Origin of the sequence: Blautia hansenii (genome assembly GCF_013304445.1) — a bacterium.
Taxonomy (GTDB): domain Bacteria; phylum Bacillota; class Clostridia; order Lachnospirales; family Lachnospiraceae; genus Blautia.
Map to the genome: position 1 here is coordinate 1 of NZ_JAAITA010000012.1, position 22,912 is coordinate 22,912.

Sequence of the window (22,912 nt, forward strand, 5' to 3'; positions counted from 1 at the left end):
TCTCCGCAATTTTTGTAATCGGCTCCATTGTACATTCCTGTGCAATTTCAATGTCAGTTTTAAATCCCATTCTAAAACCTCCCTTAATGTTTTATTTCACATGGCTCTGCGGCATCTGCCTCTCCTGTATAATTCCCATAGACATGCTCTTTTTAAGATAAGCGGTCAAAGGGCTTTTATAGAGTAACAGTACCAGAACCGTATTGACTGCTGTCAGCAAAACTGTCTGGATGATACGAGTGCTGTAAAGTACCACCCAAGGGGTTCCGTAATAAAAGTGAAGACCGATGCAGGTGAATCCCAGAGACCCCACAAGTCCATTTAAAATCGTAATGCCCAATATCTGGGGCAGACCTATGGATTTCTTAAATAACCACGCTGCAATTCCCGGAAGCGCTCCCGTCAGAATCGCAGAAATGGAAATGAACGGGTTTGGCGCATAGCCCTGCAGCAGACTTCCAATCAAGTCACCCAGGAATCCGCAAAGGCCACCTACAACAGGTCCAAACCAGAAACCAGCCAGATACATCGGTGTCTGAGAAACCGTGATTCTCAGCGTTGGGCCGATGGATATGGACAGTATTCTGGACAATACAATATTCATGGCAATCAAAACAGCCGCAAATACCATGATTTTTACTTTACTTACTCTTTTCATTTGTAATAAATCCTCCTCTTTTGCTGTCCGAAACAGCATTTACAGCAATGATACGGCATAGTAGTTTACTACACCAAAGAGAAGAATTTATCAAATCCTTAATGTAGTAGCGGACGCAATATTACATCGTGGCGAATCCAAAGATAACCAGATTACCTTCGTTCATGGACAACTTCCCATCCCATGACACTTAACGCGCAATATCTACTCTACTAATACTTCACATTCTTAAGACAGCTTTTTTTCCAGTGCTTTCATCATATTGATGGAAATATCTCCCACCACAGCTAAATCTTCTGCTGCAAAGCTTGCCGCAAAATTATCAGAGAACAAAATCTGCGAAGACGGTGGAAACTCGTCGTCTCCGGCCCAGAGGATAAATTTAATAAAAAGGTTGTCCATAAACTCAAGTTTATAGGAACAATCTCCCTCCTCTGATTTCTCTGCTCCCAGATGTTCCATTACTTTCGCAAACATTTCCAGTTTATTTCCGTAGGAAAAAGCAAAACGCATGAGACATCTGCCCTGGAATTGCCTGAAATACACCTCACCCCATGGAACCTCATGATAAGTGATAAACTTACCGGAGAAAGGTGTCTGAAAACGTTCCGCCATATACCGGATAATCAGAATTTTTACATTCATGGCCTCTGTAAGAGGATACACACCAATCGTATCTTCTACAGGCTGAATCTCATAGTCCGGGAATGAAACCAGATAAGTGCTTCCCATGAGACGGACAGTAAAATTGCCGGTTTCCTCGTCATAGGGAAAGCCCGTTCTCTCACTGATTTCCTTTGGGTCCATACTTTTATAGGCACTTAAATAATGCTCATAGGGGCGCTGTTCCTTACTGTCTTTTGCATAATCAAAATTCATATTTTCACCTCGGATAATTTTAGTCAAAACTCATGATTCCTGTACACTGGACGGAAACAGAGCGGTATCTGTGTGCGGAATAAAACAGCACGCCACAAATTCGTCCATGTAGGACGGCACTGTGGACAGTTCCAGATACGTCATGTTCGATGCCAAATCATAGCATTTTCTTTCTGCGTCTCTTGAAAGAAGCATGGTATAAGCCCCCGCAAGAGAAGAATTTCCAATATAGTGGAATTTTTCAATAGGAATATCCGGGAACATACCAATTCGCACAGCATTCTCCATATTGATTCCACTGCCAATGCCGCCTGCCACATAGACATCATCAATCATTTCCACTTCAAAATCTATGGAAGCCAGCATGGTGCGGATAGCAGAGAAAATTGCTCCTTTTGCACGAATAAAGTTATCAATATCCACTTCATTGATTTCTACGTCCTTGACAGAACCTGCTTCTTCTTCAAAAGCCAGAACATAACTGCCCATGCCGTATTCATCGTGACGGATACGTTTTCCTTCCCGGACAAACTTTCCTTTCGGATTGATAATTCCGGTGCGGAACAGTTCTGCAATGACATCAATAATACCGGAACCGCATAAACCAATGGGTTTTTCACCTTCTCTTCCAATAACGCTGTAGGAAGGTTCCATGGTTTCTTTATCAATGGTACATGCCTCAATGGCCCCATCTGTAGCACGCATACCGCAACTGATATCACCGCCCTCAAAAGCAGGACCTGCAGAACATGCACAGCTCATCATAAAGTCTGAGTTGCCGAATACAAGTTCGCCATTTGTACCAAGGTCAATAAACAGGGAAAACTCCGGCCGGTTCCAAAGCATACTTACCAGAGTACCTGCTGTAATATCTCCGCCTACATAGCTTCCAATATTGGGCGCTACAATGATATGGGCATCCCGGTTAATGCAAATCCCAATATCTGAGGCAAAGAGGGAATTGGTTTTATAAAAAGTAGGAATATAAGGCTCCATACGGATGGGGTCGCCTTCCATTCCTGCCATGAGATGATTCATGGTTGTATTGGCTGCTACTGCCATGCGGTAAATGTGTTCCGGCAGAAAACCGCTGGCTCTGCACATCTGCTCAATCAGCGGATTGATGGTTTCTCCAATAATGGCGTCCTGCAGTTTTTTACTGCCTCCCGGTTTCATAGATTCAATAATACGGTTGATAACATCTGCACCGTAGCGAATCTGTCCATTTCCGGCAGACGCTTTTCCGATAATTTCACCCGTCAGCATATCAATCAAAAGCGCAGATACTGTGGTTGTACCAATGTCCACAGCCAGTCCTCCGATTACTACTTCGGCATCTTTTGGATACACATCATAAACAAAAATGTTTCCGGCAGAAGAAGTCCGCACCACACAGCGCACCTGAAAGCCGCTTTCCCGGAACACTCTGGCTATCTTCGTCAGCACCTGGAAGGGCAGACGCACAGATGAGGCACCTGTCTGTTTCTTAATGGCCCGAACCAGACGTTCATTATCCGGCATGGTGTCGTCCAGGGTAGGAATCTCCATGGACACATCCAGAATCTCCATACTGTTTTTTAAGGCAAGACCTGCCGTTTCCAAATCGTTTTTTGCGTTTTCAAAAATGGCAATCTCTTCTTTGGAACTTAAATCTGCAACTTTCATTCGGCTGCGGTAAGCAGATGCTATATCGGGTACTTCTACCGCAACGTCACCCGTAATCTTACTTACACATGCCAATCTCCAGCCGCTTTCATACTCCTCATCTGAAATATGCCGTGTTTTGGGAGAATCCAGTTCCCCGTTCACAAATTTTACCTTGCATTTCCCGCAAGATGCATTTCCACCGCAGGGAGCGTCAATCGCTACATTGGTTTTGCGTGCTACGTCTAAAAGGTTCTCACCTTCCTGGGCAAAGGTCGTGACATCCTCGCCGCTTCCGAATTTAAAAGTCACTTTAAACATAGAAACTCTGCCTTTCTCTTTCTTGTACACAGGGGCTGTCACATCAAACAATCCTCGCTTAATGCGACACCCCCTGTATAGGAATCTTATTTCGTCTGTCTGCAGATATTAGATTTCCAGATAAGAATCTGCATATAAAGTATTGTTTTTGAATACATCACAGGATTTGATAGTTTCCATTAATCTTAAATCACATGGATTTACGATAGCGGAAGTCAGACCCTGCATCATACACATCGCTACTAAAGCGGAATCCATGATTGGACGGATGTGTTTTGGCATACCGTTGGAGTTATTGGAAAGACCACCTGTAGAGTTCAGACCCATATCGCTGAACATTTTAATTGCTTCCAGAACTTCCATCTGTTTGTCCTGCATACCTTTTACAACCAGGAATAATGGGTCGAACCATAAATCGGTTGGTTCCATACCTAACATCATACCTCTTTCCAGCATGTTCTGGCAGTGCATCATACGCTCGTCGTTGTCTGCTGCAATACCTTCTGCTGAACAAAGTGCGATAACGATAGCATCGTTTGCTGCAGCCAGGTCGATATTCTCGATTCTTCCGCCTGCATCAGCAGAGTTTACGATTGGTTTTCCTTTGCTTCTGTTGTATACAGAAATACCAGCTTCAATCGCTTTTTTATTAGCTGTATCCAGAGCCAGAGGAACGTTGTCGAAGTTAGACTGAATCAACTGAACAGCCCATTTCATTAAGTCTTCACCGTCGTTTTCAGCAGGTCCAATGTTTACGTCCAGGTATGTAGCACCTGCATCTAACTGCTCTTTCGCACGTTTTAAAATTGGTTCAGGGTCACGCTCAGCCATTGCTTTGCGGATAGATGGGGAAATACAGTGAATTCTTTCACCAATTGTAACAAATTTAGCCATAATACTTCTCCTTTTATATAAATTAATATTTTAAGCTCATTGTTTTCTATCTATTCAACTCCTATTTCCCCTTTTTGAAAACAACTTCAAAAAGAAACGGGGAATACAGAAGAGAATTCAGATTTACAGAGGCGGGACAGTTCCCAAAAGGAACTGCCGCCTCTTAAGAAATGGAAGGTGCTTTCCTTCCTTTCAGACAGTCTGCCAAAGCTGTCCTATGCAAACATTAAGCTGTTAAATCTTTCAGGAATTTTACTAACTGTACAGCTTCCAGAGGAGCTACGATGATTTCCCAGCCTGGAAGTTTTGCTTCGATGTCGCCCTTTAATACAGCAACCTTACCCGGGATAACCAGTTTTCTGGATTTTACTTTACCTTCTACATTTTCCTGAATGTAGTTTGCTACAGATGTAGAAGATAATTTACCTGCAGCCCATGCAGTTAATACGGAGAGTCCGCCTGCATCGGAGATAATCAGGTTACATGGCACACCAGAACGTTCCAGTTCACCGGATACCACGAAGTATGTAAGAGCAAAGTCTACGGTTGTCAGGCAAATAGAGTTTTCATCTGCACCATTTAATGGGTAGATGCCCGGCTCTACTTTCATTGGTTTCTGCGGGTCTGTAAATACGTTCTGTCTTAAACCGAATAATGGAAGTGCTTCTGCATAGTCCAGAGTTTCCATAACAACGATAGAACCGTATTTTACAGTAAACAGAGAAGCCAGAGCCTGCTGTAATGTTCTGTCACCGTGAGCCAGTGCAGCAACATTTACGATAGTCGGGTAACCGAATGTTCTATCCTGGTCTTTTACAGATGCACGACGAATCTGTACTGCATTTGCATATGCTTCTTTTACAGATGTGCCGGTTGCGTCGATAACCAGGTTTTTGTTGCCTGCTTTTTCTAAAGCTGCAACCGTATCATAAGTCTCATTTAAGTCTGCACCTGCAACACCAAGTACCACGCCTGCTGCTGTAGCAACTTCGCTCATTGCTGCGTAGTTTGCTGCTGTAGCGCCGTTTAATACCGGTTTGCCGTCTTTGCATACTTCCAGAGCTGCTTTTGCAACTTCAACATCTTTACATCCAAGGATTAAAGTTCTGCCAAGAGCTGCTGCTTTTTTCACCATTTCCACATAACGGTCTTTGTCTGCTCCGTCTTCATAATTTACATAAATCATTTCAACGTGCATTCTTTCACCGATACGGTCGTAGTCTACTTTCTGGATTTCTGCCAGCTTTGCATCTACTGCTGCGTCATCCATGCATGTGCAAAGAGAAACAGCGTATCTTGTTTTGCTTACAAATGTTTTTTCATGTCTGAATAAAACAGTTTCACCGCCCAGGCTGTATTCGTTTTCGCCTGCACCTACTTTGATTGTTTTCATTGGCGGTGCTGTAGCTTCTGATAATTCAGCTAAAGCTTCGTCAGACATATGCGGACATTTGGAAATTTCCAGAGCACCCTGAGCCACTTTCATGGCAAACGCCATACAAGTAGGACAGCCGCATTCTTTACAGTTTTTCTTTGGTGTCATTTTAAAGATTTGAATACCTGTTAATGCCATTTCTATTTATCCTCCTGTTTTACGATTACATTAATTCTTTAATCATTTTTGAGATTGCTGCAACAGACTGAGGATGTTTCAGAATAACAGCGTCAGAGCCAGATGCTAATACAGCAGCTGCTGTCTGCACTTCCATACTGATACCTCTGTCTTCCAATGGACCCCATTCAGGCATATCTTCTTCAGATGCCATAGCTTCTTTTACACTCCAGGATTCATCAGCTACAGTTGTGATAATCGGCATCTGTAACATGTTATCGTTCTGAGATAATGCAGCGCCTTTGATACGGTCCATAGTAGATACTACGTATTCAAATCCGTAACCAACAGCAGCAGAACCAACGTTCATAACAATATCCTGTGCCTTAACACCTAACTGTGTCATTACAACGTTTAACTGTTTTGCAAGGTTGATATCTACAGCAGATTCAGCGCCAACCTTCTGGTTGTAAGCAAGTCCTGCAGCAGCACCAACTGCTTTGTAGTTTTCTTCTCTCGCAGAAAGAACCAGAGCATTTTTGCCCTGTAATACTTCGGCAACTTTAGGAAGTAATTCAGAATCTTTTTCGACATTTTTGCAGCCTTCTACCACTAACGGGCCTGTAACTGCTTCCGCAACTTCTTTTACTACTGCGACTAATTCATCAACAGATTTGTCTGCTCCGTTTGGGTCTCCGCCTTCCAGACGTAAGCATACGAAATCAGCGCCTTCCATAGCTTCTGCTTTTTTAGCGATTTCAGCCATTGTAGAAGCGCCTTCATAAAATTTCTGAATACCAGGGATTTCAGATAATCCCATATCTGAGATTTCCACACCTACTTTTGGTGCATTTTCAAGAGGAGCATCAAAAGTATAGAAAGGAAAAGTACATTCTCCTCCTAATTTGATTGCTTTGTCCCCGTAGCCAATTTCAACTGTGTTAATGTTTGCATTGAATTTCTGTGGTTTCTGATTAAACGGCATTTCCATTAGCCTCCTTCATATTTTTTATAACCGGCAAATGCTTATGGCAATCCGCATTTACCGCCTACATTATACTACAATTCAGGTAATATTGACAAGTTTCCCCGGTAATATTTGGCGAAAACTTTCATCAAAATCTCTGAAAATCACCTGCGTTTTTTGTAGAAATTTAGAGTATTTTTATCAACTTTCTCTAATGTGGGAAACGGGAGTTTTCCTCTTTTGGACAAACTCCCATTTCCTGTATACAAAACATACATTTATGTTTTTGTTTCTCAATTACATCATTGGCTCCATAGAAAGTGCCGGATGGTTCTTTTCTGTCAGAAATGCAACCAGTGTTTCCGGATCAGTTGCGATTGTTTCATCACCAATCATGTCTGTGAAATTGTCAATTCCGTAGAGTTCTTTTGCTGTAGCGTTAACTCTTTCAGCAACGGTGTCTTTCAGCTCTTTCGGCATCCATACGATACGTTCAATACCGCCTTCTGCTTTCATGAACTTCTTGGAACCGATAAAATGTTTACCATGTCCCATGAAACCAGGAGTCTGTACACCGCCGCCTGTCATGGAAGCCAGTTCCGGGAAGGTCATTCCAAGAGGAGTCATACCTGCATACTCACGGTTTGTGATAACAACACCGTTGGAGAATGGCTCAATACCACAGATGCATTCAAAACATCCACAGGAGGTCATTGGTTTTTCCATGATGGAGTACAGAGATACATCCTGCAGAGCGCCCTGGGAGAATTTCTGTACTGCTTCGTTTACGTCTTCGTACTCACCGATTCTTTCGTCGATTGGTCTTTCTTTTGTGATAACCTGACAAGGACCGTTCGGGTCAAGTTCATTCGTCGCTTTTGCATCTAACCATGAAACCGCACCGCAGAGTCCCAGACGTTCCGGTGTAACCACACATACATGAGATGGTGAGAAAGCCTGGCACAGAATACAGCTGTAGTATACGTCTACAGATTCATCTGTCAGAGATTTCAGACGGTCATCACGTTTGTCAAAAGTAGGAATAGCCACTTCGTGACGGATTCTTGTACATTCAGCCGGGTCTGTGTAAATAACAACTTCACATTTATCAACAACAGCGTCAAATTCATTCTTAACAGACGCATATAATACTTCACCGATATGTTTGATACGGAATCCTGCATTAAAAGCGTCTTTGCTGATACGGATACGCTGCATATCACGCTGTCCTGTATGGTAAACACCTTCGATACAGTTGATGTAGTTGTGGAATTTACGCTCAATAACCGGCTCAAAGTCTGGCTGCATATTCTTTCCTGCAACTTTTACAACGTATGCAATGCTGTTCTTGCTTCCCAGTTCCATTTCATCTGCTTCCGGACCAACCACTGTAATCTTGTGATCTTCGATTTCGGATGCATCTACAGTCTGTACTAATTCTGCACAGTCTACACGGGAACCATCGAACTCTACCTGCATATCGCCGCGACGGATAATTTCGCCTTCAAATGCAGAAGCGAAAGCAACCGGAATGTCGATGTTTGTAATTTTGATTTTGATATCGCGTGCTTCCAGAGAAGTAGCGTTGAATTTGCTTACGTCTGTCTGAACGATTAAGCTCTTCGGTACTTCGGATACGCCTTCCTGGTTTGTGATAACCGGGAATCCAAGAGCGATAGCACCTGCGCCGCATGCAACGATAACATCGTTTAATGGTGCAAATGCATTTACGAATGCAGGAACACGTTCCATGGTGTATTTCATTAAGCTGCCTGCATCACCTGGTGTGATGTTACCAAAGATAAGAGCTGCTCTTAATGCAACAGATACAACGTGGATAACTGCGGTTACGTCTTTTCCTAACGGAATCACACGAACGTTAGCGCCTGTCTTCATACCTGCTTCTGCAAGCTGATCAATTACATCGCCCACCAAGGTTACCAGAATACCCTGTGCCTGGTAGCTCTTAACCAGTGCAACAGCATCTTCTGTTGTAGGAGCTTTTCCAAGGATAACAGCAACACCTGGGATGTCGCCTGTTACAAGAGGAACACCAAGTTCACGAATAACCGCGTCAGCCAGATGTCCGTAGCATGGTTCTTCGTATGGAGCAGCTCCGTCAATGTATTTTAATACTTCGATAAATTCAGCGCAAAGAGCAGTTGCAACACCGGACATAAAGATGTCATGTGTTCTCATTTCTCTTGTCATAAGAGTTTTTACAACGCCTAATGCTTCTTTTAATTCTCCTAAAGTACCAACCTTTACACCTGTTACAGCGTAGTAGCATGGTAAGCTGTATGCTGTATTGGGAAAGCTGATAGCTTTGTCAGCGCCGTGCTGTTCAATAGCAGCGTTGATAGCGCCTTCTGTCAAACCATAGACAGCGTCATTTCCACTAAATACTGTTTCAAATAATGTCAATGTCTTTTCCTCCTAACATTCTCATAATCCTTTATCGATTATGTCTTTGATTTTTGTGATTTCTTCTTTTACTGTATTGCTGAAATCGTAAGGGGATTTTCCCTGACGGTCAGCGTCCATAACCTCGGTGTTATAGTGAATGAAGCCCAGAAGGTCTTCCACTGGAATCCGGCTTCTCACAAAGTCTTCATCTTCCTGGTTTCGCACCTTATTTGCCACTACACGAACCTGCTTCACGCCCAAATCCTCTGCCAGACGTTTTACATTTTTATAAGTCTGTACGCTTCTCGCACCTGGTTCAATCACCACAATAAACTGATCCACAGACTCTGTGGTTCCTCTTCCCAAGTGTTCCAATCCGGCTTCCATATCCAGGATTACTACATCATCTCTGTGCAGAACCAGATTATTGATGATTCTTCTCAGCATTACATGTTCCGGGCAGACACAGCCGCCGCCGCCTGTTTCCACGGTGCCAAGAACCAGAAGCCGCACACCGTTTACCATTTTGGAATAGGTATCCGGGATATCGCTTACCTGAGGGTTCAGTTTATAAAACTGATTGTCCTCTCCGCTGCCGGTTCTCTCTTCAATGAGTTTTCTCATCTTTGTAATGGGAACAATGGAATCCAGGGTTTCCTCGTCGAAGCCCAGCGCCAGTCCCAGATTTGCGTCCGGGTCCACATCTGCTGCCAGCACATGCTTTCCTTCTTCCGCATACAGACGAGCCAGGGTTGCCGCAAAAGTGGTTTTCCCTACGCCGCCTTTTCCTGTAACTGCAATTTTCATGTCATTCACCTTTCCTAGTCATGTTTTCGGAAAGCTTCCCCTAAAACAAGAAGCTTTTCCGATTTTGACGCTCTTAGATACCAAGGGCAGCTCTCTTCTCTTCGATTCTTGCCATCATGGCATCGCCTAATTTTTCAATATCTTTTTCTACAGTAAATGCTGCTTCACACCACTGTCTTGTGCCGTTTGTGAGGATTTCAACCATTTCGCTGGAACCTGAAGCATATGGGTCAACACCCAGGAAAGTATCCAGACCGGAACCAATTACATAGTTACCGATAGATACTGCTTTTTCAGACATCCATTCAGGTGCACATCCTACAACCGGAAGCTGGGAAATACGCAGGCCTGCATCTTTTGCAAGAGTTGCAGCCAGAACCAGCATACGGGAGATATCCACGCAGGAGCCCATGTGCAGTACCGGAGGAATGTCAGCCAATTCACAGACTCTCTTCAAACCGTCGCCGCAGATATCTTTGGCAGCTTTATCCATAAGACCTGCTTTCGCAGCAGCCTGTGCAGAACATCCGGAAGCGATAACGATGATATCGTTTGCCAGCATTTTCTTCATCAGTTCGATATGAGCCAGGTCAGGACGAACTCTTGGGTTGTTACATCCAACCATAGCAACAGCACCGCGAAGTACACCGGAGGTAATACACTGTAACAATGGTTTTGTAGTTCCCAGTTCATCAACCTGTGAGTTGGTAACACCATCCAGAACTTTTACGATAGCTTCTGTAGAATAACCTACGGTAGCTTTCTGTTTCATCTGTGGAATGTATACCAATTCCGGCTTTCTGTTTTTGAAGTTCTCGATTGCCAGTTTTACAATCTGTGTAGCTTTTTCCAATGCTGTATGTGCATCAAAACGGATGAAATCAGAATCCGGCATCTGAGCGATTGGAGAAGTTGTGATAAACTTTGTATGGAAACATTTGCTTAAAGGTCCAAGTGCCGGGAAGATACACTGTACGTCTACGACGATAGCTTCACAAGCCCCTGTCAGAACCACGTTTTCCTGCTGTAAGAAGTTACCGGCCATTGGAATACCGCGGCGCATTGCAACTTCGTTGGAAGTACAGCACACACCGGAAATTGTAATTCCCTTTGCGCCCATTTCTTTTGCATATGCAACCATTTCCGGGCTGTCTGCAACTTCGCAAATCATCTCAGAAAGACTTGGGTCATGTCCGTGAACAACGATGTTTACGTTTTCTTCTACCATAACACCAAGGTTTGCTTCTGTTTCGATTGGCTTTGGAGTTCCAAATAAAATATCAGAGAACTCTGTTCCCATCATGGAACCGCCCCATCCATCGGAAAGTCCGGCACGGATAGACTGTTTTACCAGCGCTTCCGGTTTGGAAGAACATCCCATATGAGCCATATGTAAAGAACGGGAAACTTCTCTGTCGATTGCGTGAGGAGCCAGTTCATTTTCTTCCCACAGTTTCTGCTGTGATTCCGGAGCTCTCTTTAAGAATCTCTGTGTTCCAAACGGTTTACCATATTCCATCAGACCTTCCAGAGCCACTTCGTGTGCCAAATCATAGATATCTTTGCCTTCTGTTTCGATATCCCATTCTTTTGCAATACGAACCAGTTTTTCAGGGTCTTTTACTTTATAGCAGCCATCTGCTGATGATTCATATAAGGTATGGCAGATTTCACGACCATGGTCTGAATGGGTAGCGGAACCGCCTGCTGTAAATTTCAGGTAGTTACGTCCTACAATACCGTGTACGTCGCAGCCGCAGATTCCTCTTGGCGCTTTCTTTGTAATACGGCATGGTCCCATTGTACAGATACGGCAGCAAATGCCCTCTTCACCAAATTTACAATGTGGTGTCTGATTTTTCACACGAGCCTGCCAGGAATCAGCGCCGACTTTTGCGCCTGTTTCCAGAAGTCTCGCAGTAGCAGCTTCAAATTCTTCTACTGTAGTTAATCTGAATTCACTCATGAATATCCTCCTTTTATTGTCGCCTCTTTTTCAAATATTTTAAAGTGGCTTGCCTCGTTCAAGCAGGCGGATTCTGTACCCCTATCCGCCCCAGGGGGTTATCAGCTTTATAAAAAATCCTCTCTCCCCAGTGCAGTTGCCCCAGACAGAGAGGCCAAAGCTTGCGCTTTTAAAGTCCCAGTTTGTCAACAATCTCCCGTACTGCTTTTTTCACCGGAGAATTCTCCGGAAGCGTCACAGTTGGAGTTCCTTCACAGTCATATTCAAACACGGTTTCATCCTGAGGCACAACACCCAGAAGTTCCAATCCCTGTTTTTCAATCTCTTCTCTGGTTCCTTCGTTTAATACGCCGCCAGGTGCGCGGTTAATAATCAAACCTATTTTCTGAGGGTGCATATCGCACTCTTCAATCAGCTTGGCAATCCTTCCTACAGCCTGTACGCCTCTGCGTGAACAATCACTGACTAAAATCGCTGTCTGCATGCTGGGCAGCACGCCCCTGCTGATGTGTTCCATACCTGCCTCATTATCCACGATAATATACGGATAATGTCTCTGAAGTTTTTGTAACTGCGCCTGTAAAAGTCCATTTACAAAACAATAGCAGCCTTTCCCCTGTGTCCGTCCCATAACCAGCAAGTCGAAATCATCATCTTCTACCAGCGCATCATCAAACTTAAATTCCATATAATCCGCTTTGGTCATTCCTGCCGGAATCGGATTGTCCTTTGCCATTTCTGACCTGGCCACCTCTTCACGAACTTCTCCCAGCGTAGCTTCTACTTCTACACCGAGAACCTCGTTCAGATTTGAGTTTGCATCTGCGTCTACTGCAAGAATCGGACCTTTTCCCTTTTCACCAAGATACTGAATGATAAGTCCGGTCAATGTTGTCTTACCTACGCCGCCTTTTCCGGCAACCGCAATTACATGCGCCATAAAGGGCACCTCCCAAATTCTATACTATACTGTTTCAAATTACACTAATGTACGAAGACCGGAACGGTCAATGATTTCAGATACGTCTTTCCATTTGTTCAGAGCGTACAGGTGGATACCTTCGATACCGCATGCACGATATTCATCAATCTGACGGATTGTGTATTCAATGCCGGCTTCTCTGAATCTTTCTTTCTTGCCTTCTACATCTGCATCGAATGGATCTTTTACGAATGGGTTCGGGAAAATCCAGTTTCTGGAGATGATTTCGCAAAGTTCACGAGGCATTACGCACGCGTTACGGGACAGAGCCATGTTAATGGTAGCAGCCTGATCTAAGATAGGCATGATACCAACATCTACAGGCATTGTGATTCCTGCACAGCGGATAGCGTCTAACCAGTATTTGAACTGTTCCATATCCCAGCAAAGCTGTGTCATGATGTAGTCAGCGCCGTTGTCCTGTTTCTGTTTCAAAACAGCGATATCAGCTTCCAGGCTGCGGCAGGAAATATGTCCTTCCGGTGAACCTGCTACTGCGATTTCGATTTTATCACCAAACTCTTTACGAACATATGCCACCAGGTCTGTTGCATAAGCGAAATCGCCGCCGGTACCTGTCCATCCGAAAGGAAGGTCGCCGCGCAGAGCCAGCATATGGTCCACACCGTTGTCCAGGTAATTCTGCAGCTGTTCTTTAATTCCTTCTGCAGTGTTTCCGATACAGGTAAAGTGTGTTACCGGAATCGTTCCTGCGTCTTTAATCATCTTACAGACATCCATGTTCTTTCCAACGTTTGTACCGCCGGCACCGTATGTACAAGAAATATATTCCGGTTTGTACTTGCAAAGATGTTCGATTGTACCTGGAAGATTTTCCATTCCTTTGTCTGTTTTTGGCGGGAAAAGCTCAAAGGAAAGGAGCATTTTCTCTCTCATTGCATCTGATAATTTCATAATTTCTACCTCCGCATATTGTAATATATTATTTTAAGGTTTTACCCTTTAAAATCATTACTCGCAATCCAGCTTTACAAGGCTGTTTGCCAAATCTACCATCAGGATTTTTCCTTCAATCACTTTGGTTTCGCCCATAATATCCCGGAGTATTACTTTATCTCCGTCCACATCAATACGGCTTACCATTTTACAGATTACGGTATTGTCACTTTCTTTCTGAACAGTTGCAAGACACATATTTTAAGCCTCCTTTAAATGTTCTTTTACCAGTGTCAAAGCCAGTCCCAGACGCATATTTCCTTTTTGGAAGTCTGCCACGCCTTCTTTGATTGTCTTTGCCGCATCCTCCATACCCATCTTTTTCAGATTTTCAGCCATCTGGTCCAATTCCTCTGCATGGTGTTCGTTGTGAGACAGCATATAATTCAGCAATGCCACAACTTCGTCTGTGCAGTTTCCGGAACAGCCGTCTTCACAGCTGCCGCAATGCTCATGGTTATGACTATGGTCGTGATGATGTTCATCTCCTCCATGAGGAATCACATTTCCATTTTCATCTTTAATTAAATGCATATTCCTATCCTTTCTGCGCCCGTTTTTTGGCTTTGGACGCAATGAATGACAATAATTTATCAATTGTTCTCATTATACCTGTTTTCCATATTTTTATCAAGATATTTTATGTTTTTTTCTGTGTCCAACCCGTAAATTTTTTCAAAAATTCCCTCTTGACATCTTGCATTTTGTGCATTTCCCCAAAACTGTTTTTTCTTCTCCCGTTCTCTCTTTGTTTTGTCTGCCCTCCCTCTCCTTTGTATTTCCACCGCCATACGGCAGTTTTCCCTTATTTTCCCCACGAATTCTGTATATTTTTGAACAATCTTTTTTTCATAAAGGAATTTAATAAAATCGTATCACATTTTTCACATTTTCGTGGTATACTAAACAGGAGTTTTTAAGGAGGGTTCGTTTATGTCTTTTGACAACCATGTAATTCAGTTAAACGATACGAAAGAAATGCCCATGCTTGGACTTGGGGTTTATAAAGCAACCGATGACGGAGAATTGAAACAGGCTGTCAGCTCTGCTGCAGCTTTGGGATACCGCTTAATCGACACAGCTTCTTTCTATAAGAACGAAGAGGGCGTTGGAAAAGCCATAAAAGCCCTGGACATTCCCCGTGAAGAATTATTCGTCACTACAAAAATCTGGAATACCGCACAGCGCATTGGAGATATCGAAGACAGTTTCAACCGGAGCCTGGAACGGCTGGGGCTGGACTATGTGGATTTATACATGATTCACTGGCCTGTACCCGGATGCTTCTGCGACACCTGGAAAACCATGGAAAAGCTCCAGGCTGCAGGAAAAATAAAATCTCTTGGTGTATCCAACTTTTCCATACAGGATTTAGAACTGTTAAAAACCGTTTCTGATGTGCTTCCTGCCGTAAACCAGATAGAATTTCACCCCCTGTTCAATCACCCGGAACTGCTTGCTTACTGTCAGACAAACGGTATCGCTATGCAGGCCTATGCCCCTTTAGCAAGAGGCGCCTATCTGCAGAGTCCTCTGATGCTGGAAATCGGCAAACGGTATCAGAAATCTCCGGCCCAGGTAGGTTTGCGCTGGCTCGTCCAGCAGGGAATCGCCGTTATCCCCAAATCTGTACATCCGGAACGTTTAAAAGAAAACAGCGAAATTTTCGATTTTTCTCTTTCTAAAGAAGAGATGACTGCTATCGCTGCCATGGATGCCGGTCAGAGAGTTGCCGGAATCCCCGAGGATATGGTTCCGTACATAAAATAAACTCTGCCCCGTCAAAGCACACACCAGGATTTCTTCCCATATGTGCTTTAACGGGGCAGAATTTTTATATTTCTATCCCTATTCCCAGGCGCTTTCCCAGGATTCTATTTTTTTATCTCTTACCATAAGTTCTCTCACTGCTTCTGCAGGATTTTTTCCCTCAAACAGCACTTTGTTTACCTGATGGATAATCGGCATTTCCACCTGGTACTTCTGGGAGAGTTCCAGCCCCGCCTTTGCAGAATAAACGCCTTCTACCACCATGTTTACTTCTGCCATGGCTTCTTCCACGGTCTTTCCCTGTCCCATGAGAAAACCGGCTTTCCGATTGCGGCTGTGGCGGCTGGCGCAGGTTACAATCAAATCCCCGATACCGGACAGCCCGTAAAAGGTATCGGCTCTGGCTCCCATGGCAATTCCCAGACGGGAAATTTCCGCAATCCCCCGGGTGATTAAAGCCGCCTTGGTATTGTCACCGTATCCCAGTCCATCTGCCGTTCCCGCTGCCAGGGCAATGACATTTTTCAGCGCTCCGCCCAGCTCAATACCCAGAATATCAGGACTGATGTATACCCGAAAAATAGGATTCATAAAAATATTCTGCAGATATTCTGCAATTTCCCGTTTCTTTGCACCTACTACACAGGTGGTAGGCAATCCCCGGCTCACTTCTTCTGCGTGGCTGGGTCCGGAGAGAACGCAGGCCTGGGCACCGGGAATCTCTTCTTCTATCATATCCGTCAGCGTGGTGAGTGTATGGGCTTCAATGCCCTTTGCCACATTGACAATGAGTTGTCCCTGTTTGATATAAGGACACATGCGCCGCGCCGTACTCCGCACAGCTACAGAAGGCACAGCAAGCACCAGCACATCCCGGCCTGTCAAAGCCCTCTCAAAATCAGCGGTAATTTCCAGTTCTTCCGGAAGGGTGACTCCCGGGAGTTTTGCCTCATGCTCCCGCTTATTGGCAAGTTCTTCTGCCTGCTCCTGTCTGTGAGACCACAGAATCGTTTCATGACCATTTTGGGTCAGCAAGACAGCAAGGGCTGTCCCCCAGCTTCCTGCTCCAAGTACACTTACTTTTGCCAAAGCATTCACCTCTTTTTTCCAAGAAAAATTTTGTTTTCATTTCCGTGAAGCAGACGCACAATATTCTGTCTGTGTCTCCAGTATGCCAAAAGCATAAGTCCTGCCGCTACAACATACATTTCGTAAAGCGCCCTCTGCGTACAGTCATAAGTTCCCATCTGTCCAAACACAATCAAGGCAATGACAAATCCCAGATAGGCCAGCAGGGAGCCCAGGGACACATAATGGGTCAGGAAAAACGCACCGAAAAACAGCACCGCACAAACCAGAAACAGTCTCCAGTCAAGAGCCAGCAAAAGTCCCACAGAAGCCGCAATTCCTTTCCCCCCTTTAAAGTTCAGATAAAAAGGAAAGTTATGTCCCAGAATACAGCCAGCTCCCGCATACAGCTCCAGCAAAAGCAAATCACTGCCTCCGTGAGAGGCAAAAATCAGACGGATAATCCAGATAGCCGCTACACACTTTAGACAGTCTCCCAGAAGCGTCAGCGCCCCCGCCTTCTTTCCCAGTGTCCGAAGGGCATTGGTGCTTCCCGCATTGCCGCTGCCGTGTTCCCGGATATCAATCCCCTGCTTTTTTCCATAGATATAAGACGTCTGAAACAGTCCGCATACATATCCCACTGCCAGACAAATCATTCGCACCAACATTTCTTTTTATTCTCCTTCTTTGCGCTCGCGAATAATAAATTTCAGGGAAGTTCCTTTAAACCCAAAGGCTTCTCTGATTTTATTTTCCAGATATCTGGTATAAGAAAAATGCATTAATTCTTTGTCATTGACAAAAATAACAAAGGTCGGCGGTTTGACAGCTACCTGTGTGGTATAGAAGATTTTCAGGCGTTTCCCCTTGTCAGACGGCGGCTGCTGCATGGCAATAGCCTCAGTGACGATTTCGTTTAACACGCCTGTCTGAATTCGCAGCGTCTGGTTTTCCAGCACCATATCAATCGTCTCAAATAATTTTGGAATTCTCTGTCCCGTCTGGGCGGAAATAAACATAATTTCTGCATACGGCATATAGGAAAGAGTCTCCCGCACTTTATTTGTAAATTTATAGATGGTTTTGTCATTTTTCTCAATGGCATCCCACTTATTTACGGCAATGACTACACCTTTTCCCCTGTCATGGGCAATGCCGGCAATCTTCGCGTCCTGCTCTGTCACCCCCTCTGTAGCGTCTATCATCATAACCACCACATCGGCCCGTTCTACAGCAGTGACAGTACGGATAATGCTGTAACGCTCCAGTTCTTCCTTAATTTTGTTTTTCCGGCGAAGACCTGCCGTATCAATAAAAGTGTATTCTTTCCCATTGTACTCTACCAGGGTATCAATGGCATCTCTGGTAGTGCCGGCGATGTTGGAAACAATCACGCGGTCCTCTCCCAGAATTTTATTAATCAGGGAAGATTTTCCCACATTGGGTTTTCCCACTACGGCAATTTTCGGAATGTCGCTCTCCTCTTCCTCTCCTGCGTGTTCATCAAAATGGGCCACTACTTTTTCCAGCATATCTCCCAGCCCCAGCATGGAAGCTGCGGAAATCGGCACCGGTTCTCCAATACCCAGATTATAAAATTCATAAGTATCCATCATAAACTTCTGAAAACTGTCCACTTTGTTGACTACCAGCACTACAGGTTTATTGCTTCTTCTGAGCATGTCTGCCACCTTGGCGTCTGCATCTACCAGTCCCTGTTTTACATCTGTCATGAAAACAATCACATCTGCGGTGTCAATGGCAATCTGTGCCTGTTCCCGCATTTGAGATAGAATAACATCCTTGCTTTCCGGCTCAATACCACCGGTATCTATCATGGTAAAAGTCTTGTCCAGCCAGGTCACTTCTGCATAAATCCGGTCTCTGGTCACACCTGGGGTATCCTTTACAATAGAAATCCGCTCTCCTGCCAGTGCATTAAACAGCGTGGATTTTCCTACATTAGGTCTGCCAACAATTGCTACTATCGGTTTGCTCATACATTTGTCTCCTTTTCTGTGTTCTTTCTGTTTCCTGTTCCAAAACTGCGGCCACGAAATCTGCGCCGCTCTCTTCTACAATTTTTACAGGAACTCCCAATTCCTGCTCAATATCCCCTACGGTCTTATCATCCAGAAAAACCTCTTCCCCGCTTCTTAAAAGATTACAGGGCAGAAGCAGATACTCTCCCAGTTCTTTTCCCCTTAGCTGAGCCGTAATGTCCTGTCCCGTAAGAAGACCGGATACCGTAATTTTTTCTCCAAAAAAGTCATTTCGTATTTCATACCCTTTTATCTCCATTCCCGGATACTTTTTCTGAATCTCCCGGGCATACCGCGCGATATAAGGGTAAGCCAGACGTCCTGTGGCAAAAGAAACCGTTCTCTGCCGCCCGTCTCCGTCTCTGGCTTCCAGCGCCTCCTGCACTTCTTCCTCCAGAAGCCTAAGCATGCCCACACCGTTTTCCAGCTGCAGATACCCGTCATAGCGGTCTGCTTCCGGCAGTTCTCTTTCTGCCAGCAGATACCACTCATCACTGGCATGCACAAAGTGCAGCCCATACTGAGGGAAAAGCTTCGTCTGCCACGCTTCAATGGTATCTATCACCTGCTCTGCATCTTCTTTTGTGAAGGGCTCTAAAGGATAGAGTCCGTCTCTGTACTTACTCAGTCCCACAGGGACCACAGAAACGCTCTTTAAATGGGGCAGATATTTCGCAAGGTCCGAAATACTGCGCTCCAGTTCTTCCCCGTCATTTAAGCCCCTGCACAGAACAATCTGTCCATTCATTTCAATACCTGCTTCAAAAAGCCGCTGCACTTTTGGAAAAATATCTCCCGCAAAGCGATTGTGCAGCATTTTGCAGCGAAGCTGGGGATTGGTGGTTTGAAAAGAAATATTAATAGGAGCCAAATGATAGTGGATAATCCGGTCAATATCATGGTCGCTCATATTGGTCAGCGTCACATAATTTCCCTGAAGAAAAGACAGGCGGGAATCGTCATCTTTAAAATAGAGAGTTTCCCGCATACCCGGAGGCATCTGGTCAATAAAGCAGAACACACACTTGTTTCTGCAGGAACGGTATTCGTCCATCAGACTGTTTTCAAATTCCAGTCCCAAATCCTCCTCAAACTCTTTCTCTACTTCCAGCTCCCACTCTTCTCCGTCTGGTTTGCGCACCAGAAGTTCTATATATTCGTCATTTACCAGGTAATGGTAATCAAACACATCTTCTATTGTTTCCCCGTTAATGGAGAGCAGCTCATCTCCCGGCTGCAGTTCCAGTTCCCAGGCAATACTTCCTTCCTTTACCCGGCTGATTTTATGTCGGCAATCTTTCATTTTCTTCCTCCTGCAAATGCCCGTTATTTCTTATAATACCAACATTACAGAAAAAAAGCAATAAGTTTTCCTTGACGGTTGTACTTGTCGAATGTTATAACTTATTGTGTAATTGTGTTTTATTCTATCAAATTATGTTAAAAAACCGAAAATGGAGGTCACTATGGTTAATATCAGTTTGCTGGAAAAGTCCATTCCCGTAGCGCCTATTAAGATTGCCGCTTTGGAAAGCTGCTCTCATCTGGCTGCTCAGGTGGATGCTCATCTGGTACAGTTTCGTAAAGAATTAGATTCCCACAATCAGTCAGGTCTGAATTTCCGTGGGTATGCTGAGAACACCTTTTTAGTTGATTGCAAATGCCCGCGTTTTGGCTCTGGAGAAGCCAAGGGTGTGATGAATGAATCCATCCGCGGCGCGGATATGTTCGTTATGGTAGACGTGTGCAACCACAGCTTAACTTACAATATGTGCGGTCATGTAAACCACATGTCACCGGACGACCATTATCAGGATTTAAAGCGAATTATCGCTACGGCAGCAGGAAAAGCTCACCGCATTAATGTGATTATGCCTTTCCTGTATGAGAGCCGCCAGCACAAGAGAAGCAAAAGAGAATCTCTGGACTGTGCTTTAGCTCTGCAGGAACTGGTGGGTATGGGTGTATCCAACATCATCACTTTTGACGCCCATGATCCCCGTATGCAGAATGCGATTCCGCTGTCCGGTTTTGATAACTTTATGCCTACTTACCAGTTCTTAAAGACATTATGTGCTTCTATTGATGACTTTAAGATTGACAATGAACATCTGATGATTATCAGCCCGGATGAAGGCGCCATGCAAAGAGCCGTGTACTTCTCCAATATTCTGGGCGTGGATATGGGTATGTTCTACAAACGCCGGGACTACTCCACGGTAGTAAACGGCAGAAACCCCATTGTTGCTCATGAATTCCTGGGAGATTCTGTGGAGGGCAAAGACGTCATTGTCATCGACGATATGATTTCCTCCGGCGAAAGTATGTTAGACGTAGCCAAAAAGTTAAAAGACCGCAAGGCAAAACGCGTCATTGTATGCACAACTTTCGGATTGTTCACAGACGGTCTGGAAAAATTCGATGAGTATTATGAAAACGAATATATTTATCGTGTTATCACCACCAACTTGAACTACCGGAATCCGGAACTCTTAAAACGTCCGTATTATCTGGAAGCTGACATGAGCAAATATCTGGCAAGTATCATGGATATTTTAAACCATGACCTGTCTGTGGAAAAAGTCCGCAGCACCACTGATAAAATCAACCGTCTGTTAAACAGATATTAAAGTAAAAAAAGAAGGCCATCGGCCTTCTTTTTTTATGTATGATTTTAGTTTATCTGATAAACATCAGCAGAACCCCTTCCGAACTGCAAGGCTTCTTCATGACTGTTGAAGAAAATATCCACATGTCCGTATGGAACTCCCCTGTCCTCAACGGTATACACGTTGCCATTAATCAACAGCTTGGTTCCAAATGGAACACCGCCCATGGCAATCGTTCTTCCCTGTACCGGTGTAGTTCCACTGGCTGTCAGTCCGCTGGAATGACCTCCGCACTTCTCACAGTTACAGTAACCTGTCAGTGTAAATTTCCCCAGATATTTTCCCTGGGAATTGTCCTGCTGGGACTCATTCTGACTGTCTTCCTGCTGGACAGGCGGTGTAGTGCTTTCCTCCTGCTGCGACTGGGAATTCTGATTCTGGCTGTTATCCTGAGATTCCGGCGCGCTTGGCTGTGCTGTCTCTTGTGAGACGCCGGAATTATTCTGGGATGAAGCAGAATTCTGTTCCTGTTTTTCAGCCAGAATCTGTGCAGCCTCTTCATCTTTTTGCTGCTTAATCAGATTATCAATGGTATTTTTCTGACTTTCGATTTTGCTGAGCAGTGCTTTCGCACTGGTCTGTTCTGCGGAAATCTGGCTTTCGTAGGTTTCAATCTGACCTCTGGTGCTTTTTACCACGGCTGTAATTTCATCCTGCTTGTCCAAGCTTTCCTGTTTCAGGTTTTCCAGTTCTTCCTGTTCCTTTTTAATGCTTTCTTCTTTTTCCTTGATTTCTTCTGTGGTTTCTTTGTACTCTTCCAGCATCCTGCGGTCATACTTTGTCATTTCCGTCATATTTTCCGCCTGACTTAAAAAGTCTGTAAAGCTGTCAGCTTCCAACAAAAGTGTCATATAGGAATTGTCTGAGTTTTCATACATGTACTGGATACGAAGCTTCATGCTGTCATACTGCTCTTTTTCTTTTTCCTGAGCCTTTGCCAGTTCCTTCTCGAGCTTTTCCAGTTCTGTCTGTTTCTCCTCTGACTGAGTCTGAATCTCCTGTAAATTCTCCCCTAATTCACTAAGCTGTTGATTCAACTCTTTCAAGTACCCTTCTAAATCGTTTTTCTTGGATTCCAAGCTATCGATTCTCCCCTGGGCATTGTCTAACTGTTTCTGGTTTTCCTGCTGCGTATTCTGTGCTGCTGAAATCTTTTTCTGAGTAGCAGAACCGTAACAAGGGGCCGCAACCAGGCTGGTCGCTAACAGACCCAAAAGCAGGCTTGTACTTGTTTTTTTCTTCATATAATCAAAGCTCCTTTTCACTAACGAAACTGATTATAACACAAAAATTCAAAAAAGAACAGCATTTTTTTAACTTTTCGTAA

General features: G+C 44.3%; 20 protein-coding genes and 1 riboswitch. Of the genes, 2 read left to right on the forward strand and 18 right to left on the reverse strand.

Annotation, left to right across the window (positions count from 1 at the left end; all coding sequences use genetic code 11):
• Window positions 1–91: 91 nt before the first annotated feature.
• The 13 genes from G5A70_RS09725 to G5A70_RS09785 form a co-directional block, all read right to left on the reverse strand.
• Complete coding sequence (locus tag G5A70_RS09725; RefSeq protein ID WP_173749458.1) at window positions 92–658, reverse strand: folate family ECF transporter S component; 567 nt, start codon at window positions 656–658, stop codon at window positions 92–94.
• Between the two features lie 105 nt (window positions 659–763).
• Window positions 764–872, reverse strand: a riboswitch (THF riboswitch).
• Between the two features lie 14 nt (window positions 873–886).
• Window positions 887–1,537, reverse strand: a complete 651-nt coding sequence (locus G5A70_RS09730) for a DUF3786 domain-containing protein (RefSeq protein ID WP_173749459.1) — start codon at window positions 1,535–1,537, stop codon at window positions 887–889.
• A gap of 30 nt (window positions 1,538–1,567) precedes the next feature.
• Window positions 1,568–3,502, reverse strand: coding sequence for a corrinoid activation/regeneration protein AcsV (gene acsV, locus G5A70_RS09735; RefSeq protein ID WP_173749460.1), 1,935 nt, complete (start codon window positions 3,500–3,502; stop codon window positions 1,568–1,570).
• A 108-nt stretch (window positions 3,503–3,610) separates the two neighbouring features.
• Window positions 3,611–4,396, reverse strand: coding sequence for a carbon monoxide dehydrogenase/acetyl-CoA synthase methytransferase subunit (acsE, locus tag G5A70_RS09740; protein ID WP_111919868.1), 786 nt, complete (start codon window positions 4,394–4,396; stop codon window positions 3,611–3,613).
• Between the two features lie 226 nt (window positions 4,397–4,622).
• Entirely contained in the window at window positions 4,623–5,969 is a 1,347-nt protein-coding gene (gene acsC, locus G5A70_RS09745; RefSeq protein ID WP_173749461.1) for an acetyl-CoA decarbonylase/synthase complex subunit gamma, read from the reverse strand.
• Window positions 5,970–5,994: 25 nt separating this feature from the next.
• Window positions 5,995–6,933: an acetyl-CoA decarbonylase/synthase complex subunit delta gene (gene acsD, locus G5A70_RS09750; RefSeq protein ID WP_173749542.1), complete on the reverse strand. Its 939-nt coding sequence runs from the start codon at window positions 6,931–6,933 to the stop codon at window positions 5,995–5,997.
• 279 nt (window positions 6,934–7,212) lie between these two features.
• Window positions 7,213–9,339: an acetyl-CoA decarbonylase/synthase complex subunit alpha/beta gene (acsB, locus tag G5A70_RS09755; protein WP_173749462.1), complete on the reverse strand. Its 2,127-nt coding sequence runs from the start codon at window positions 9,337–9,339 to the stop codon at window positions 7,213–7,215.
• Between the two features lie 21 nt (window positions 9,340–9,360).
• Complete coding sequence (locus tag G5A70_RS09760) at window positions 9,361–10,128, reverse strand: AAA family ATPase (protein ID WP_173749463.1); 768 nt, start codon at window positions 10,126–10,128, stop codon at window positions 9,361–9,363.
• A gap of 73 nt (window positions 10,129–10,201) precedes the next feature.
• The gene (gene cooS, locus G5A70_RS09765; RefSeq protein WP_173749464.1) at window positions 10,202–12,094 is read right to left on the reverse strand and encodes an anaerobic carbon-monoxide dehydrogenase catalytic subunit; all 1,893 of its coding nucleotides are present in this window, start codon (window positions 12,092–12,094) and stop codon (window positions 10,202–10,204) included.
• Between the two features lie 169 nt (window positions 12,095–12,263).
• On the reverse strand, window positions 12,264–13,034 hold the full coding sequence (locus G5A70_RS09770; RefSeq protein ID WP_173749465.1) for an AAA family ATPase: 771 nt from the start codon (window positions 13,032–13,034) through the stop codon (window positions 12,264–12,266).
• Window positions 13,035–13,073: 39 nt separating this feature from the next.
• Complete coding sequence (locus G5A70_RS09775) at window positions 13,074–13,991, reverse strand: methylenetetrahydrofolate reductase (RefSeq protein ID WP_111919874.1); 918 nt, start codon at window positions 13,989–13,991, stop codon at window positions 13,074–13,076.
• A gap of 57 nt (window positions 13,992–14,048) precedes the next feature.
• On the reverse strand, window positions 14,049–14,231 hold the full coding sequence (locus G5A70_RS09780; protein ID WP_173749466.1) for a CooT family nickel-binding protein: 183 nt from the start codon (window positions 14,229–14,231) through the stop codon (window positions 14,049–14,051).
• Between the two features lie 3 nt (window positions 14,232–14,234).
• Window positions 14,235–14,567, reverse strand: coding sequence for a cobalt transporter (locus tag G5A70_RS09785; RefSeq protein ID WP_173749467.1), 333 nt, complete (start codon window positions 14,565–14,567; stop codon window positions 14,235–14,237).
• Between the two features lie 399 nt (window positions 14,568–14,966).
• Between G5A70_RS09785 and G5A70_RS09790 the strand changes: the two genes are divergently transcribed.
• A complete protein-coding gene (locus tag G5A70_RS09790; protein WP_173749468.1) occupies window positions 14,967–15,803 on the forward strand; it encodes an aldo/keto reductase in 837 nt (278 codons plus the stop codon).
• Window positions 15,804–15,881: 78 nt separating this feature from the next.
• On the opposite strand, the gene G5A70_RS09795 is transcribed toward G5A70_RS09790, so the two are convergent.
• From G5A70_RS09795 to G5A70_RS09810, 4 genes are read right to left on the reverse strand one after another with little or no spacing between them, the layout of a single operon-like run.
• The gene (locus G5A70_RS09795; protein WP_173749469.1) at window positions 15,882–16,892 is read right to left on the reverse strand and encodes an NAD(P)H-dependent glycerol-3-phosphate dehydrogenase; all 1,011 of its coding nucleotides are present in this window, start codon (window positions 16,890–16,892) and stop codon (window positions 15,882–15,884) included.
• Window positions 16,893–16,897: 5 nt separating this feature from the next.
• Window positions 16,898–17,542: a glycerol-3-phosphate 1-O-acyltransferase PlsY gene (plsY, locus tag G5A70_RS09800; protein WP_173749470.1), complete on the reverse strand. Its 645-nt coding sequence runs from the start codon at window positions 17,540–17,542 to the stop codon at window positions 16,898–16,900.
• 6 nt (window positions 17,543–17,548) lie between these two features.
• Complete coding sequence (gene der / locus G5A70_RS09805; protein WP_173749471.1) at window positions 17,549–18,874, reverse strand: ribosome biogenesis GTPase Der; 1,326 nt, start codon at window positions 18,872–18,874, stop codon at window positions 17,549–17,551.
• Window positions 18,837–20,219 (reverse strand): DUF512 domain-containing protein, encoded by a 1,383-nt coding sequence (locus tag G5A70_RS09810; RefSeq protein WP_173749472.1) that lies wholly within the window; start codon window positions 20,217–20,219, stop codon window positions 18,837–18,839. The genes der and G5A70_RS09810 overlap by 38 nt, the downstream gene beginning before the upstream one ends.
• A 163-nt stretch (window positions 20,220–20,382) precedes the next feature.
• Here G5A70_RS09810 and G5A70_RS09815 point away from each other — a divergent pair, with 163 nt between their 5' ends.
• Entirely contained in the window at window positions 20,383–21,546 is a 1,164-nt protein-coding gene (locus G5A70_RS09815) for a ribose-phosphate pyrophosphokinase (protein ID WP_173749473.1), read from the forward strand.
• Between the two features lie 44 nt (window positions 21,547–21,590).
• Here the strand turns inward: G5A70_RS09815 and G5A70_RS09820 are convergent, their stop codons facing one another.
• Window positions 21,591–22,829: a hypothetical protein gene (locus tag G5A70_RS09820; RefSeq protein ID WP_173749474.1), complete on the reverse strand. Its 1,239-nt coding sequence runs from the start codon at window positions 22,827–22,829 to the stop codon at window positions 21,591–21,593.
• Window positions 22,830–22,912 lie beyond the last annotated feature (83 nt).

Excerpts from the sequence above, each read along its gene's own strand:
- G5A70_RS09725 (WP_173749458.1), bottom strand. The coding sequence starts at position 658 with ATGAAAAGAGTAAGTAAAGTAAAAATCATGGTATTTGCGGCTGTTTTG.
- G5A70_RS09730 (WP_173749459.1), bottom strand. The coding sequence starts at position 1,537 with ATGAATTTTGATTATGCAAAAGACAGTAAGGAACAGCGCCCCTATGAG.
- acsV (WP_173749460.1), bottom strand. The coding sequence starts at position 3,502 with ATGTTTAAAGTGACTTTTAAATTCGGAAGCGGCGAGGATGTCACGACC.
- acsE (WP_111919868.1), bottom strand. The coding sequence starts at position 4,396 with ATGGCTAAATTTGTTACAATTGGTGAAAGAATTCACTGTATTTCCCCA.
- acsC (WP_173749461.1), bottom strand. The coding sequence starts at position 5,969 with ATGGCATTAACAGGTATTCAAATCTTTAAAATGACACCAAAGAAAAAC.
- acsD (WP_173749542.1), bottom strand. The coding sequence starts at position 6,933 with ATGCCGTTTAATCAGAAACCACAGAAATTCAATGCAAACATTAACACA.
- G5A70_RS09760 (WP_173749463.1), bottom strand. The coding sequence starts at position 10,128 with ATGAAAATTGCAGTTACAGGAAAAGGCGGCGTAGGGAAAACCACTTTT.
- cooS (WP_173749464.1), bottom strand. The coding sequence starts at position 12,094 with ATGAGTGAATTCAGATTAACTACAGTAGAAGAATTTGAAGCTGCTACT.
- G5A70_RS09770 (WP_173749465.1), bottom strand. The coding sequence starts at position 13,034 with ATGGCGCATGTAATTGCGGTTGCCGGAAAAGGCGGCGTAGGTAAGACA.
- G5A70_RS09775 (WP_111919874.1), bottom strand. The coding sequence starts at position 13,991 with ATGAAATTATCAGATGCAATGAGAGAGAAAATGCTCCTTTCCTTTGAG.
- G5A70_RS09780 (WP_173749466.1), bottom strand. The coding sequence starts at position 14,231 with ATGTGTCTTGCAACTGTTCAGAAAGAAAGTGACAATACCGTAATCTGT.
- G5A70_RS09785 (WP_173749467.1), bottom strand. The coding sequence starts at position 14,567 with ATGCATTTAATTAAAGATGAAAATGGAAATGTGATTCCTCATGGAGGA.
- G5A70_RS09790 (WP_173749468.1), top strand. The coding sequence starts at position 14,967 with ATGTCTTTTGACAACCATGTAATTCAGTTAAACGATACGAAAGAAATG.
- plsY (WP_173749470.1), bottom strand. The coding sequence starts at position 17,542 with ATGTTGGTGCGAATGATTTGTCTGGCAGTGGGATATGTATGCGGACTG.
- der (WP_173749471.1), bottom strand. The coding sequence starts at position 18,874 with ATGAGCAAACCGATAGTAGCAATTGTTGGCAGACCTAATGTAGGAAAA.
- G5A70_RS09810 (WP_173749472.1), bottom strand. The coding sequence starts at position 20,219 with ATGAAAGATTGCCGACATAAAATCAGCCGGGTAAAGGAAGGAAGTATT.
- G5A70_RS09815 (WP_173749473.1), top strand. The coding sequence starts at position 20,383 with ATGGTTAATATCAGTTTGCTGGAAAAGTCCATTCCCGTAGCGCCTATT.
- G5A70_RS09820 (WP_173749474.1), bottom strand. The coding sequence starts at position 22,829 with ATGAAGAAAAAAACAAGTACAAGCCTGCTTTTGGGTCTGTTAGCGACC.